Source organism: Brumicola blandensis (assembly GCF_031846165.1).
GTDB lineage: Bacteria > Pseudomonadota > Gammaproteobacteria > Enterobacterales > Alteromonadaceae > Glaciecola > Glaciecola blandensis.
In genome coordinates this window covers 196,915-212,230 of the sequence record NZ_JAVRIE010000002.1, presented here as the reverse complement: position 1 = coordinate 212,230, position 15,316 = coordinate 196,915, and the positions used below count along the sequence as shown (strand labels likewise).

Genomic DNA, 15,316 nt, shown 5'->3' with positions numbered 1-15,316 from the left:
GCTGGAGAATAAGTAACTGAGCATAAGAAAAATAAAAGCTATTTGCTACCCCCTGTGACAGCTGACTTTTTGACTAGATTGGTTTGTTGAAATATCGAATTGCGGAAGTGTTTTATGGCGTGTTAGTTTAGCATTTCATGCGTAGACAGGCCTTTGGTACAGAAAATGGAGAATTAAACCGCGAATAGCCCCGCCATATACTCGCGTTATTCTTTACTCTTGCAGCAGTAAATAGAGCCTACGCCCCAAAAGTGAAGTCACGTTGAATAGTAAAATCGTTTCCGTATTGTTCATCAGGTGGCGCTCGCAAATGTGGCAACAGTTTTGTTTGTTTAGAAGTTGGGTACTTTTTATCTAAATGCTTCAATATTTTTTGAATAACGAGAACGTCTATAATGCAAGCGATGATACTTACATTGTGCTTTTGGCATTTCTCACATTCAGTAATGTCTATGTTGAAGACCCGTTTTAGCCTTTGTGCCCAGGTCATCCCTCTGGCATAGTATGGCTTATCAGATTGGCTATCTTCTTTATTTATAAGTTTAGGGCTATTTTTACCTCGCTGTGATGCAGTGACTTGCGCACGAAGGTTGCTGTCAGGGGCGAATTAGGCCGAACTGCGCCGGTCACCGGAATCGAGTGAGGTTAAGTCTTGGTGGTGGAATCAGAGCGGCTAGCTTGCCAATAAAATCCAGAGGTTCAAAGAACACGTGGGTTGTACCGTCTCGATAAGGCGTTTTCAATTCATAGCGTACTTTTCCATGGTCGGTTATGCTCAAACGTTGCTCGCTAATCGCTGGGCGGCTAATGTAGCGGCACAGTCTTTCTAATTTTTCTGGCTCATCGGTATTAGCGAAGACCCCTGCGTGTAAGGAAAAACCTGAGGTATTGGCTAACTGACCATATTCGGCCAAGACCGCAATAATGTGATACATTTTTGGCGCTCTAAAGCGAAGTTATAATATTGATCTGAAGAAGCTTGATGATTGCTGACAAAAGCGATTGTTGAATTTTCCAAAATTACATTATTAACAGCAACCTACTGGCTGGCATGTCAACTTCACCGCAATTGACTGAATGTTACACTCAAGAAACCGTCTTGAATGTGGTATTGGGCACAAGCCTTAAAGTCATGTCCAACTACACGAATCACATTACCGAAACACCGGTGGATGAAGCGTTCAAACCAAATACTTGGACAGCCTAGTTTTAAAAAACAACTGAGGAGAGGCTTGCTTTATGCAAACCTCTCTTTTTACTACTGAGTGATTGTTGCTATTTTTATTGCCTTTAAAGAATGTAAACATTCACTTACTTTGGAAGAATATGAAAATACTCCCCAAAGAAAATCACAATTTCAATGGCAATCAGGATGATAATAATCCACTCGAGAAATGACGAATGTTTATGATTTTGTTCTGCAGCTAACATATCAAACAAGTCTTGAATGGTTTCTAGTTTCAAATTCAAGATTTCAATTCGCTGACTCAACTCCAAGTATTTACCTAGACTTAAATAGTAATGCTCAAGCGCGGGAAAATCCCAGAAAAACTCTGGCGTATCAAGTAAATTATAATGCAACACAATGTCTGTTTTCGTCTGAAATAATTGCCCCCTCAGTTTCGCTAACTGTTTACGATTCAGCGCGATTTTGCCGCTTTTCGCCAACATATCAATCAAGTATTGATTGCTCACTATCGTCTTTTCTGCAATTTCTTCATAATGCTGTAACTTTGCCGATTGCGCGAAAGCATGGCTTAAGGCTAACAAGGTATTAGTCTGAAAATTAGGTAAATACAGAGTATCGTTTGACGCTAGGGCTTGCTCTGCTTGCTCATCGACCTTGGTAAATTCGTAGGTATCAACTTGATCATCGTGTAATTTCGATGCCAAATCTTTTAACTCGTTTATGTATTGAGCTGCTTTATCTGGGTTCACGCCCCACGCAACAACTACACCATAGTCAAAAATGAACATTTGTCCTTTTGGCATCTCTATATGCAAGGCATCACGATACTGCTCTGCGATGTACCTCGTCGCAAACTGCTTTTGTGCACTTTTTAAATTGATATGGTCTGCAAAGTCGATGACCTCAACACTCTTATTAAAGAAACTCATTCGTCGCCTCCTCTATTGCGCCGCTTTGTGTTTTTTTTGATCACAAGGCAGGTTCTTAACTTACTCTTCCCAAACACTGAAAACTTGGTGAAATCTTCTTTCAGGATGGGGACATGTTGATAATCTATCTCACTTGATTGGAACAACTGCTCTTCGGTCTTGCTTAATAGTTGAGCCTGAATAACACCTTCAACGCTGGCGTCAGGATCATGAAAGTACAGAAACGTATCATCGATATGCGTGATCGCGACCCAATGCGGTGCTTTTTTTCCATCGAATTGATAAGTACTAATTAAGCAAATAACAGCATGACCTTGAGCCAATTCACTCTCTATTGTATTAAGTGACGCATCGTGAAAGTGAACGCTTACATTATACTCAGTAGCTCGTTCAAAAAATTGTTTTTCAACTAACTGCATTATCGATTTTTTGTGCTCACTGCGAACACCTTCAACAAATAGATCGCCTGGTTGACTAACATATACTTCGGCATCGAAACCTAAAGATTTCGCTGCTAAGGCCAATCCCACAGGATGACAACCACCGTGGCCAGAGGTCATAAAAACGGTTGTTGCTTGCCGCCAAATATCAATTTCTTGGGTGGCGGACATTTTGAAATCTGCATTCAGACTCTGCATGGCCATCATCAAAGCAGACGGCCCACAAGTGAACTCTGTCGACTGCTGATACCATGGATATGCAGGAAGTTTCTGTACCGCCAGGCTCTGTTTGATTGGCTTTTGGAAGCGCAACGCATTGGTACCATCAGCATAATATTTTTGATAAACACCAAACTGCTTGTAACCCAAATATTGGTACATTTTAATGGCGGCCGCATTGGTTTCAGCCACTTCTAAACGCATAAACAGACGCTGCTGGCCCACCGCTAAGCGCTCTAACTCAAGTAATAAGGCTTGCGCAATACCCTGCCCTCTATATTCGCTTTCTAAGGCGAGAGAATACAAACGCGCCGAACGGGTACCATCGCGCATAATCACCAAGCCATAAGCACAAATTTGCTCATCTTTGCTTGCGACCAAACAAATGCCATTGTCAGCTTGTATCCAGTGCTTGAATCGACGTTTTGAAAGGCGATCTGTTTGAAAGCACTGGTTTTCAATGCGCACCAAAGCAGGCAGATCATCAAGCTCCGCCAAACGATAAGTGGCCTTCACTTAGCGCCCCCTCGCTTCCAAGCGATTTGCAAATTCTTGCATGATAATCATGTACAGTTCTTTGCCTAAGTACTTATCTTCCACTTTCGATTCAATACTAGGATTGTCATTGACCTCAATGACATATACTTTGCCGTTTGACTGCTTAATATCGACACCATATAAGCCTTTACCTATAATGCCGCTGGCTTTAATCGCTGCATCCAGCACCGATTTTGGCACCTCAAAAGTGGGTAATGTTTCAAAACCACCTGAAGTATTCTTGCTTGATGCATGATTATAGATTTGCCAGTGTCCTCTTGCCATAAAGTAGCGACACGCATATATAGGCTTACCGTTGAGTACACCAATGCGCCAATCAAATTCAGTGAAAACATATTCTTGCACTAACACCAAAGCAGATTGATGAAGTAATTCAGCAAGTCTTACTTTCAACTCAGTCTCATCTTTAACTTTGAATACACCTAAAGAAAAAGAGCTTTCTGGCAATTTCAGTACCATTGGAAAGCCGAACTCTTGTCCTAGAGACGTGCAAGTTTTATCGCTTGAGTCGTACGCAAACCCACTTTTTGGCACCGGCACTTTGTGATAGCTAAATGCGTCCTGTAAAAACACCTTGTTGCAGCATTTAAGAATACTATTGGCATCATCAATGACCACTAGACCTTCACGCTCAGCTTTCCTCGCTAAATGATAGGTAGGATGGTTGATCGCTGTGGTTTCGCGAATGAACAGCGCATCGAAATGAGTAATATTGGCTGGTTGGCTACTATCGATTAGTTGCGCGTTAATACCCACTTTCTTCGCGGCTTGCACAAAGTGTTTTAATGCTTTTTTATCACTTGGTGGCGTGGCTTCGTTTTCATTACACAAAATCGCCATATCCCAACGTGCGGACTTTTTAGAAAATCGTTTCACCCAGTTTTTTTGTAGGTAGTCTTGCAGGGCCTTAACCACAAATGCCTGACCCTGAGAAATAATTTCGTCCCAGTTGCCTAAGCGCACTTTTAGGCTAGTTGCGTTCACTTGTTTGCTCACACTGATCTGAAGATATGGTGCTGGAAAACGATCAAATACGTGCTTTGCAACTGCTTGCATCGCATCATCATTTGCCGTGCCAAACACTAAATCGCACACGGCACTATCTTTAACACTGTCACTCAGCGCTTTTGGTAATGTTAAGCTAGCAACTTCTAAAGACTGTTCAGTGCTTTCTATTATCAAATCATTGATCGTGTTCACGCTAGGCAGCACTTTGTGATGGCGCGCTTCAGCTAACAAAGAGCAGTAATACCCTTTGCTTAAATACTTGTTTGTATTGCATAAGTTAATTACGCGCGTCTTCCGCTCGCTGAGTTTTGGATAGTCAGCAAGGTAACTCTCAAAGTCCAGTACGGTAGCGTCTAGTTCAAGCGCAGGGAAATCATTAAGGCTGTCGACAACAATCAAAGTTGTAATCATTTATTTGGTCCAGTGTCACAAAATAAAGCATGGTTAATTCGCGCGAAATATAGGCTTTATCTGTTGATTAGCAAGACCCGGCTGACTATTTTTCGAACGAAATAAATTGTTCTTCAAGAACAGATTATTTCGTTAGCGTATTGGGAAATTCAGCCTACACTTCGGCGTAAATAGCCAACCACTTTTTTGAGGTGTTTTAATGAAAATGATTACTCTAGTAACAAGTGCTTTATTTGCAGGTTTATTGTCATTCGCTGTAAATGCTGACGATCGTCCTGAAGCCGATGCGGAATTGATCCAAGAGTTTGTTGAGTACTGTACCGAGATCGCAGAAGATGATGGTACGGGTGATTTGTCGCTACCAGAATTTTTACTTATTTGCGTGAATCAAGAACTTGAATCAGAAGGTTACAAACCGGTTAAAAAGCTTCCTGAATAAGCTTTTTGAACAACAGAATTAACATTGGCCATTAGGCTGGGAGCGTTTTACAAGCTAAAACGTTCCCTTAAAAAATGCGCAATTCCATCGTCATGATTATGTCCAATAACTGCGTTCGCCTTTGATTTCACCTGAGGTTTTGCATTGTCAGGGGCATAACACTCGTCGGCGAGTTCAAACATACTTAAGTCGTTTTCACCGTCGCCAAAGCAGATCACGTTACTTGCCCCTAAATCTACCTTCAAGTTGTTTACTGCAGATCCTTTATTAGCGAGACGGTGATGCACGTCCATCCAGCTGTTGTCTCGCCCCTCGTGAGCTGGACCAGAGTATGCAATTAAATGCGGATGCTCATTGATTTCATTCCAAATAGACGCCACCTTTTTATTATCACCTATCATGCTGATGTTAGTCACATCGCTGTTTTTAGGCAGTGCCTCTAGTGGCAATAGCTTAGCGTCGGTTCGCGAAAAATGCTTTTCAATAAGCTCTTTCTCGATGGGGTGTCGAACTTGGCTGTGATAAATGAAGTGTTGGTGATTCTCAATAGTATTTACAAAGGGTGTTATGCCATGCGTTAGAGCGGAATTTACAACGTCTTCAATCTCGCTATGTTCTAGTAAGTTATCGAAACTCAAGGCTTGTTTTGCTGGATCCCAAATAGTGACACCGTTATTGTAAATATGCGGCAGTTCAAAAAAGTGTCCTTCCACAATCTTTTTTGCCGACAACAAAGAACGCCCTGTTGCTACGGTATAAGCAATGTCTTTATCTCGAAGTAGACCTAGGGTTTCTCTGGTGAATGGAGAGATCTCAGACGATGCATTGAGCAAGGTCCCGTCAAGGTCGAAAAATATAAGGTCCATTACGATACAGTTACCCTAGTTGTGTTAAGTCGCGATTAAGAAGATATACGAACCATAGCTAAGCTTGGCTCAGTATCAGGGTAACAAGAGGTGGCTGGCTGGCCACCTCTGTGTAACTATAGTCCAGCTTCTTCTATTAAGGTTGGCTTAGCCTCTAGTCTCTTTAGCATCTCTGGTTCTACTGCGTTGAGCTCAGTAATGGTTGATATACCAGTAAATCTAAAACGACTGTATTGCCAATCAATCAAGAGTTTATCATCAATGGAGTTTATTCGACTGATAACACTAGTTTGTCTCAAGTAGCAATCTTGCTCAGGAAATGAATCAAAAGTAGCACTCGCACACGCATCATCGTTGCCTCTAAAAATAGGTAAATACACTTTCTCTTCAACATCACCACCGTCATTTAAACGCCAGTATCGTTTAAAAATTGATATCTCAGACTGTCCTGTATTAGATGCTTCTTGAATTTGATGATCGTCATTTTGGTCAATCCAACTATAAGTATATGCTGTTCCATCTTCCCGGTACTCATACCAAGTGGTTTGGGTTTTGAACCATGAGACATTGCGACTTTCATACCAACCAACAATGCTATTGTCGGTAAAATTTTGCTCATCTTTTTGCACAATAAATCCACTTTTTTGAACAAGCGTTTTAGCATCGGGATCTACTTCAGCGTCGGGCTCTGATTCATCGTTTGAAATAGCGATCTGAGTGGCAGAAATTGAGCTCAAAGCAAGCTCATTGCTAATTGGCCTTGCGATATTAAACGAGAAGGTCTCACCATCTTCAAGTGGAAGTATGAGCTGTTTTTGATCGCTTGAAAAAGTCCCCTGATACTCTTTGTATATCAATTCATTGTCTACTGTAAAATCTATTGCACGTCGTAATACAAAACCATTCCCTTCGCTCACAATCACTCTTGTAAGATACGAAAAGTTTAAAACTGCTTGAGGTGATTCTGGTGTTATATGGCTAATTACCACATCTGGACTCAGCAGGACATATTCCCCCTCGGTTAACCATTCTGGATCAGCTACGACTCTCTCATCAACAACTTCATATGCTTGAACAGTGCGACTTGTGTAATTCAATGAAGGTTCGTCTTCGCAGATCACTTCTCTGGTTAAAAGCAAGCTCAACAAGGTACTGTCGGCGGCGTCATCAATGAAACCAATATTTGCTGTACGTATGTAGCCTTCACAAATATTACCACTTAGAAAAACTCTAAATGCTGCTCCATCAAGCTGCAAATTTAGTAATTGGTCTTGTAAATCCCAAGTGGCAGGGTATTCCGTGCCGGAAAATGTTAAAGAACCGGAACCGTCTTCCAGCAATTCGATTTTTCCATCTCCATTACTATCACCCAGACCGATGAAATAAAAATTAGTGGGTAAGTTTAACGATTCTGCAGAGCCTACAAGCTCTGAATTTGTAACGAGAGATTGGGTGACCTCATTGAACTCGCTGGTTTCACCTTGCGCGGCAGGTGGATTGCGCTCAGCAAGTACCCGTGCCATATCCAGAGCCGTTTCTTTATCAGAAAGTAACTCCCACGTGGTTTCAATTCCATCTGGTAAATCAAACATTTGCCCATCGACAAGGTCGGTAAAATAAACCAGTGTGGTCGCAAAGGGTAAGACTAAATCTCTATCATATTCCTGGCGAGCGAGCGCCAAAGAGTCTAGATCTGTAATCTCACCTTCATGGCGTAAAACAGCGGAAAGAGCCGTTTTTATCTGAGAGACTCTCAAGGAAGGTACATCGCTATCATTGAGCTGATTACCGATGGTAAGAAGACTCTGAATCGAGTCTACATAGGTTTTATAATGTATGTGGCTCAAACTACCTGTGCCAAATGCATCAATGACCAATAGACTAGTTTGCTCACTTTCATTAATTTCAATCTCTAGACTGTAATTCCCGAGCTCGTCTGAACTTGTTTCAAAACTCCTTCCAGCTACCGTGGCGGTAATCAGCGCATTTGGTAGATCGGGGGAACTTATTGTTCCAGATATCTGCAAAGAGACCGTTGATGGCGGTGGTGGTGGTGGCGGAGGGTCACCTACTGGAGAAGAATCACCAGAGCCACCACCACAAGCACTCATTAATACGATTGCAGTTACTATCAATATCAGTTTTTTCAATTTAAATTCCTTTTTATGTAAATTCGCTAGATATACTTATCTAGCACTTTGATTCCGTTCTCTACGTAAATACAGCTTGTTTTCCAATCAAGAGACAAACTAACTCAATAACAGAAATTAGTCCAAGTTACGACGAAGGCGTTCCATTACTTAGCACCAACTTCGAAAACCTTACTTTCGAATAATCGCCATTCGCTTTGTCTGTTTCCCAAACACCCGTGCCACCGCATGCTGTTCCCCAGAATGGATTGCTAGTGCCGCCATTGCATTGGCTGTAAGCACCCGCTTTAAAGTAGTGCCAATCGCCAGCGTAACCGTGCTTAAAGTCTTTGTCGTCAATGTTGCCGTAAGCATCAACATTATCTGCCAAGTTAATCGAGTATTCTACCGTTTCATGATTAGGCGAGGTAAACGTAAGAGACATGGTATTCTTATAAACATTCACTACATAGCTAAATTCTTCGCCGAGCTTTATACCCTTACTGCCCGGATCTGAAGAGTTTTCCCACGTATTGCCCCAAACTGGATAAGCGATATCTGTTCTATCCGGGTGCGCCTTTGGCAAATTACGCTCATAGGTCCAAAATACTGAGCCTGTGTCGTGGTCTGGAAATTTTTTGTAGAAAATCTTGAGTGGTTCATTCCCGTATCCAAAGCCTTTTGAGCGGTCTGGATCGTTGCCTGCATGTATCTGACCTATCACCACAGAATAGCTTGGATACTTTTCAGGTCGGTCGCTATTCAAGGCTACATGATCCACACTCAAAGTAGCTTCCATTCTTCCGCCAATAGCGGCAAATGCATTCGCGTTTTCATGCGCAGCCAAAGCAAAGTTATTTTTCGGTGCCTTCGTTTTTATCTTCGTGTTGAAGCCCCTCGACATATGCCGTAATTCACTTCGAGCATTCTTTGAATTTGCTGTTGTGACGCCTACATTTGGGCTAGTAAACACCAATTCTTTATTGTCGTTAAGATAAAAGAAATCCGGATGGCTATAATTCTGGATGTCTTTCACCTTCACCATGTCAGGCTTACCGTCTGCATTTGCATCTATAGGTAGTGTGATATTCCATTGGCTCAGATCGAAATGCTCTCCTGGCACATCTATTTCAGGACTATTTGAAACATTCTCGCGTGCAGTTTGGTTTGTGCTACACGCGGCTGTGCCAAACAACACAAGAGAAGACAAAGCCGCGAATGCAGCTACCGAAGATGCCGTCATTTTCATATTGACCTATTATTGATTGCTAAAGTAACTTGGTATTTATATCATTTTGTTTAAATAATCACAGTCCAGATTCTAGTTTATCTATGAAAAATCACGACTTTATGAAAAAAAGTTACCAACTACTTGTTGCCAGTTTATTGTGTGTCAGCGCAAAAGGCATGGCTGAAGTAGATACCTCTTGGCTGTTAATTGACGATTTCGAAAGCGCTAGTAACACTCTGTCCTCGGACTGGCACATTAGAGACGTCCAGAACGAGACCAACCCCTTTGTTAAGAGTCCGCAAATAGCGTTAATAAAACAAGAGCAAGCTTCCCAAAATCGGTATTACCTAAAAAAACCTGCAGCAAACGGTGTGCTCGGTAATAGAAAAGCCCTATCTTACATACAGTTACCTAATACACTCAACGTCGGTGACACTGCTACTTTTTACACCCGTATCATGGTTGAGTCATTTCCAAATAATCATTCCTTTGGCTTGAGTAATCAACGCCCCGCGGATATCGATAAACTCGCATATAATGCTTTCGAACCGATGTTAAGAGTCACAGATAAGACAGAGTCAGATGGCACTCGGAATTCTGGTGCGCTGATGGTGATCAAAGAAGCGCTAAATGGAAAAGCGAAATATCAAGATATTCAAAATCCACTCAATGGTAAAGCTGCAGAACCTCTGCAAGAAGGTAAATGGTACGAAGTTTGGTATGTGGTAGACAATCGCTTAAAAGAAAATGGCGGACAAACATATTCAGTTTATATCCGCGGAGGTGAGTTTAGTCAGCAGCAAAAGGTCTACGACAATGCTGAGTTTCGTATGAAACGTGAAGCCGAATTGGTGTATTTTGTCACTATCGCAAATACAGGGCCGCTCAAACAACCTTATGGTAATGGCGGTTTAGCTTACGACGATATTTATATGACTACTGGGATAGAATTAAGCGCTCCTGTGGATTGAGCGCGGTTATCAGAAGACGGGTAGTTGGAAATAAAAAAGCCCCGATAAATCGAGGCTTTGTGAAACAGTGCGGCAGCTAGTTATTTATGTTGTTAAGTGAAAATCCACCTAGTCAAAACGGATCTTACCTTCTCCTTCGCAACTCTGCGCTTGGCTCAAAAATACTTTCTCAATAACATGCCTTTTAACCTTTAATGTCGGCGTAAGTTCTCCGGATTCTGCGGTCCAATCTGAACCTGCAACGATAATGTGTGAGACCGTTTCATGCTTTTCCAAGCTTTGATTCACGTGGGCTAAGGTAGTTTCAAGAGATTCAGTGAGCAGCCCTCGGTCTTGGCTTTTACCAGACTGACTTAAGTTCACTATCAATACCGGTTGCTTCAAAGTGGTCCCCATTAAGCACATTTGCTCAATGTATTCGTTTTCTGCAAATAACTTCTCTATAGGTACAGGCGCAACATATTTGCCTTTTTCGGTTTTAAAGATATCTTTTTTGCGCCCAGTGATTTTCACATACCCTTCAGAATCGAGCTCGCCTAGATCGCCTGTTTGCACAAAGCCATCGACGAGTGCTTCTTCTGTTTTAGCATCGTCTTTATAATAGCCAAGCATGTTGGAATCGGTCTTCATGACAATTTCACCGTCATCGGCAATTCGCAAATCTACACCTTCGGTGGGCAGTGAAATTGTCCCGAATTTAGCTGGTTTGTCCATGCGAGGGGTTGTGCCAGCGGCGAAGGTTTCGGTCATACCCCATGCTTCACCTATATTGATCCCCAGCTTTTGGTACCACTCCAGTATTTTTTCTGAAATTGGCGCGGAACCACTGAGGAAAATACGAGCATCACTAAAGCCTAAGCCTGCTTTGATTTTCTTTTTAATTAAAGAACTAATAAGTGGAATTTTCAGCAATAAATCGAGTTTCTTTTGTGGCATCTTTTGTAGTACGCCCTTTTGAAAAAGCGTCCACAAGCGCGGTACAGAGCCAAACACCGTTGGAGAACAACGCACCAAGTCGCGATTGAATGTATCGAGCGATTCTACAAAATAGATTTGCGCGCCATAACTTAAAAAGGTCGATTCGACATACGCGCGTTCCGTACAATGCGCCAAAGGTAAATACGATAAGGAACGGTCTTCAGGAGTAGTCCCAACGCGCATTCCAAGGTGAAGTCCGGTATTTACAAAACTACGGTAAGAGTGAAGCGCACCTTTTGGCATACCTGTACTGCCTGAAGTGTATAATATTGTCATCACGTCATCGGGCGTGACCACTGGTTCTGCAAATTCGCTTTCACAGGCAATACAATCCGACCAAGAAACCTCTGTTTGCATGGTTGGATAACCCATATCAATACGCTTCACGTTGGTATTTATACCTGCTTCTTGAGGGCCAAAATCATCGAGCTTACCAATAAAAATTGCTTTACATTCCGCGTGCTCTAACACATATGCGATGGTTTCAGCATTTGCAGTAGGATAAATGGGAATACTTACAAATCCACCCATCATGATGGCGAAATCGGCAATAAACCATTCAGCTACGTTTTTAGAAAGCAGCGCAATTTTATCACCTGGTTCGTAACCTAAAGACACTAACTTTGAGGCAACTGCGGTGGCTTGTTCGAGAATTTGCTGCCACGTATATGTGTGAAGTTTACCATCGATGGGTTGAAATAAGACTTGGCGTTCGGGGTAGTTTTTAGCCCAGTATTTTAATTTATCGATGGGTAAATCTATTTTCGCAGCATCCATATCAATTTCTCGCAACATATAATTAACATTGATATTGCTAGGTGAATGGTAAAAAATCAAATAAGTTCGAGTGATTGAAATAAATAGTCTTTGCTTACTAACTTCTCTTTGTTGTTAGATGTATTTTATTAATTAAGTTCTAGCAAAGACGTGTCGTCGTTCACGGTGAGTAACCGGGTGTTTTTCATTATTTAGTCGTATTGCCAGCTATACATAAAGAAAGTATCCTAGGAAATTGGGCTTTTGGCGGTGGGTTGTTTTAGATGCAACACAATATTGTAGGTACAAGCAATGAAAGTAGCTGATATACCAAGCAACGAAAAATATCGCCTTGAAGCGTTGTATCGTTACGAAGTTTTAGATACTGACATGGAAAAGGTATTTGATGAGCTAACTGAATTAGCTTCAGAGATCTGTGATACTCCCATCGCGCTGATTAGCCTTATTGACGCAGACCGCCAATGGTTCAAATCAAAAGTAGGTTTAAGTGCCGATGAAACTCACCGAGATATTGCATTTTGTGCTCATGCAATCCATCAAGAAGAGGTATTTGAGGTAAGCGATACTTTTCTTGATGAACGGTTTAAAGATAACCCTTTAGTAACAGAATCACCCAACATTCGCTCATATGCTGGCGCGCCACTGATCACTCCTGAGGGATTCGCGATAGGAACATTGTGTGCGATAAACGACAAACCTAAAAAGTTAAATGCCCATCAAATTAAGGCGCTTGAAACGCTAGGTAAACAAGTCATTACTCAATTGCAACTAAGACTAAAGATCAAAGAAGTTGAAAGTGCAAACGAACGAAAAACAGATTTTTTGTCTAATTTAAGTCATGAATTGCGAACGCCTTTGAACGCAATAGTTAGCTTTAGCAAATTGATGATTGATGACAAAACGTTTGACTTACCCGACAAGCAAAAACAGTATCTAAAGCACCTTGACTACAGTGGTAGACGGCTATTGAGCTTAGTTAACTCAGTATTAGATTTAAATAAAATTGAATCGGGGAATTTCACCCTAGAATACACCAGCATACATGCAAAGACCTTTTTCGAATCTATTCACTCGATTACGAAGGCACTTGCAGCGAAGAAATCCCTTGTTGTGAACTTTAGCTGCGAAACAAATGAAAATGAATACTTTCAAACTGACGAAACTAGGCTTAGCCAAATTATTTTGAACCTGGTCTCTAACGCAATCAAATTTTCACCCAATGAGCAAACTATCGACATAAAGATTAAGCTCTCTAGCGCTAACCTTATTGTTGCGGTGCGTGACGAAGGTATTGGTATTGCGAAGAAAGACTTACACCTTATTTTTGAGAAGTTTCAGCAAGTAAGGCCAAATGAAAACCAAGAAGGCTCTGGCCTAGGCTTAATGATCACCAAAAGCCTTGTTGAGCATATGCACGGAAGCATTAAGCTATCGAGTAAGCTCGGTCAAGGCAGCTTATTCAAAGTAAAACTCCCCGTATGCACTGAAAATACATTCCAGCAAACTGACATTCCATCACAAACTCAGCATACGTTTAACCCCAACGCAAAAATCTTAGTCGTTGAAGACAATTTGATTAATCAGGAAGTTGCAAAAGCGATGTTTCATACAATCGGCATCTCTATTAGCGTATGTGGCAGTGGCGAAGATGCTATCAAAAAGCTGAAAAGTGATTATTTTGATTTGATTTTTATGGATTTACATTTGCCAGGTATAGACGGCTTTGAAACTAGCAAGAAGATCACATCAATGGATCCAAATCAGAAAGTTGTTGCCTTAACTGCCGACGTATTCTCTAAAGCTGACTCGAAGCTAGCACGAAATGGTATTCAAGCCTATATTTCAAAACCCGCTTCTGAGTCTGACCTTATCAGTGTTTTGAATAAATACTGCCCTAACTAAAAAGAACTGGCATGCTATGCTCTTCAAGCCCTACTTAACACCTACTCATGAACATGATATTGAGCATGAAGTAAAACGCAGTAAATTTCTCACTTTCGCTAGACCAACTGCCACAACAGCAACCGCAAACGATTTTGTAAAGGCACTCAGAGCGGCCCACCCTCAAGCTAACCATGTTTGCTGGGCCTACATTGTTGGTTCACCTGATTCGACCTTGCGCTCAATGAGCGATGATGGAGAGCCCAGTGGAACTGCGGGTATGCCGATGCTAAAGATACTGGAGCACAGCGGCTTAGGAGATATCACTGTAGCGGTAGTTCGCTATTTTGGGGGCACAAAACTAGGAACAGGTGGCTTGCAGCGAGCATATTCAGATGCCGTTGCGCTGGTATTAAAAGAGCTTCAAACCGAAGAGAAGGTGGACCGAGTAGCAGTGCAAGCTAGCTTTGACTATGCACTAGAAGGTGCAATAAAGAGCGCCTTAGGAGGCTTTAATTGCGCGAAAACTGACTTTAATTATGCTGAAAGCGTTTCACTGACCAGTTTAGTACCCCGTAATGAACTAGATGCCTTTTGCGAGGAACTCACCAATATTTGCTCAGGTAAACTAACGCTGCTTGTTTCCAAAGATAATTAAACACAGCAGCATAAGGTTCGAAATGTTCGAGTTCAGTATCACGGACTACAGTTTGAACTGAACTCGAAGTTCTCCTATTTCTTTTTGCGAAGGAATAATAAAAATAAGCCACTTCCCATTAAAAGAGCTAGTGAGTGTGGTGCAGATACTTCGCTGTATGTAAAAGTCGCAGATACACTTGTGTTTACCGTTCCCAATGACGTTACAACATAATTCAATTCACTGGTTTCAACTAAGGTCAATAATCCCGTTGGAAGGTCGAAAGAAACTGGACCACCAGCATTGAGCGTAAACATATCTTGAGTTGGTGTGATGTCATATAAACCAGTCAATGTGAAGAGTTCACTTATAGAGTTTGCAGTAATAGTGGTAGTTAATGTGAACGGGTTTGAGCATGTTCCATTCGGGCATGTCGCATTATTAGAGAATTGCGTTGTTGAAAACGCTATTAGTAGGTCGACCAAAATAGTGTCTCCATCATTAATTGAGAACGAACCACTATTGGCGTTTATGCCGACTTCAGATGTATTAACTGATTGACTCACTCCAGTGTTTGAGTAGTCAACGATAAGAGTGGCATTTGCAATATTTGAAAATACAAACAAAGTTGCAATTAATAATGTTTTCATGAG

13 protein-coding genes and 1 pseudogene are annotated in these 15,316 nt (G+C 41.6%); 5 read left to right on the top strand and 9 right to left on the bottom strand.

The features are described from left to right. Nucleotides 1–238: 238 nt before the first annotated feature. Nucleotides 239–881: pseudogene (locus tag RM544_RS06165) on the bottom strand (transposase); the annotation flags it as partial. A gap of 170 nt (nucleotides 882–1,051) precedes the next feature. Here RM544_RS06165 and RM544_RS06160 point away from each other — a divergent pair. Next, nucleotides 1,052–1,207 (top strand): carboxymuconolactone decarboxylase family protein, encoded by a 156-nt coding sequence (locus tag RM544_RS06160; protein ID WP_311360896.1) that lies wholly within the window; start codon nucleotides 1,052–1,054, stop codon nucleotides 1,205–1,207. Between the two features lie 104 nt (nucleotides 1,208–1,311). Here the strand turns inward: RM544_RS06160 and RM544_RS06155 are convergent, their stop codons facing one another. The 3 genes from RM544_RS06155 to RM544_RS06145 are packed head-to-tail and all read right to left on the bottom strand — an operon-like array spanning nucleotide 1,312 to nucleotide 4,754. Further along, nucleotides 1,312–2,118: an RMD1 family protein gene (locus RM544_RS06155; RefSeq protein ID WP_311360895.1), complete on the bottom strand. Its 807-nt coding sequence runs from the start codon at nucleotides 2,116–2,118 to the stop codon at nucleotides 1,312–1,314. Beyond that, nucleotides 2,115–3,293 (bottom strand): peptidase C39 family protein, encoded by a 1,179-nt coding sequence (locus RM544_RS06150; RefSeq protein ID WP_311360894.1) that lies wholly within the window; start codon nucleotides 3,291–3,293, stop codon nucleotides 2,115–2,117. The genes RM544_RS06155 and RM544_RS06150 overlap by 4 nt, the downstream gene beginning before the upstream one ends. Further along, complete coding sequence (locus tag RM544_RS06145; protein WP_311360893.1) at nucleotides 3,294–4,754, bottom strand: RimK family ATP-grasp domain-containing protein; 1,461 nt, start codon at nucleotides 4,752–4,754, stop codon at nucleotides 3,294–3,296. A gap of 199 nt (nucleotides 4,755–4,953) precedes the next feature. On the opposite strand from RM544_RS06145, the gene RM544_RS06140 reads away from it, so the two are divergent. Continuing rightward, the gene (locus RM544_RS06140; RefSeq protein ID WP_311360892.1) at nucleotides 4,954–5,193 is read left to right on the top strand and encodes a hypothetical protein; all 240 of its coding nucleotides are present in this window, start codon (nucleotides 4,954–4,956) and stop codon (nucleotides 5,191–5,193) included. 47 nt (nucleotides 5,194–5,240) lie between these two features. On the opposite strand, the gene RM544_RS06135 is transcribed toward RM544_RS06140, so the two are convergent. The 3 genes from RM544_RS06135 to RM544_RS06125 all read right to left on the bottom strand — a co-directional run bounded on the left by RM544_RS06135 (nucleotide 5,241) and on the right by RM544_RS06125 (nucleotide 9,437). Further along, entirely contained in the window at nucleotides 5,241–6,059 is an 819-nt protein-coding gene (locus tag RM544_RS06135; protein WP_311360891.1) for an HAD family hydrolase, read from the bottom strand. Nucleotides 6,060–6,175: 116 nt separating this feature from the next. Then, entirely contained in the window at nucleotides 6,176–8,209 is a 2,034-nt protein-coding gene (locus RM544_RS06130; RefSeq protein WP_311360890.1) for a hypothetical protein, read from the bottom strand. 127 nt (nucleotides 8,210–8,336) lie between these two features. Next, nucleotides 8,337–9,437, bottom strand: a complete 1,101-nt coding sequence (locus tag RM544_RS06125) for a polysaccharide lyase family 7 protein (protein WP_311360889.1) — start codon at nucleotides 9,435–9,437, stop codon at nucleotides 8,337–8,339. 101 nt (nucleotides 9,438–9,538) lie between these two features. On the opposite strand from RM544_RS06125, the gene RM544_RS06120 reads away from it, so the two are divergent. After that, on the top strand, nucleotides 9,539–10,390 hold the full coding sequence (locus tag RM544_RS06120; RefSeq protein ID WP_311360888.1) for a hypothetical protein: 852 nt from the start codon (nucleotides 9,539–9,541) through the stop codon (nucleotides 10,388–10,390). A 108-nt stretch (nucleotides 10,391–10,498) separates the two neighbouring features. Here RM544_RS06120 and RM544_RS06115 read toward each other — a convergent pair whose 3' ends face one another. Continuing rightward, nucleotides 10,499–12,163 carry an AMP-binding protein gene (locus tag RM544_RS06115; RefSeq protein WP_311360887.1) on the bottom strand — a complete coding sequence of 555 codons (1,665 nt, stop codon included), beginning with the start codon at nucleotides 12,161–12,163 and terminating at the stop codon, nucleotides 10,499–10,501. A 273-nt stretch (nucleotides 12,164–12,436) separates the two neighbouring features. Between RM544_RS06115 and RM544_RS06110 the strand changes: the two genes are divergently transcribed. Then, complete coding sequence (locus tag RM544_RS06110) at nucleotides 12,437–14,047, top strand: hybrid sensor histidine kinase/response regulator (RefSeq protein ID WP_311360886.1); 1,611 nt, start codon at nucleotides 12,437–12,439, stop codon at nucleotides 14,045–14,047. Nucleotides 14,048–14,063: 16 nt separating this feature from the next. After that, nucleotides 14,064–14,684: a YigZ family protein gene (locus tag RM544_RS06105; RefSeq protein WP_311360885.1), complete on the top strand. Its 621-nt coding sequence runs from the start codon at nucleotides 14,064–14,066 to the stop codon at nucleotides 14,682–14,684. Between the two features lie 74 nt (nucleotides 14,685–14,758). Here RM544_RS06105 and RM544_RS06100 read toward each other — a convergent pair whose 3' ends face one another. Continuing rightward, a complete protein-coding gene (locus RM544_RS06100; RefSeq protein ID WP_311360884.1) occupies nucleotides 14,759–15,313 on the bottom strand; it encodes a hypothetical protein in 555 nt (184 codons plus the stop codon). Nucleotides 15,314–15,316: the final 3 nt, after the last annotated feature.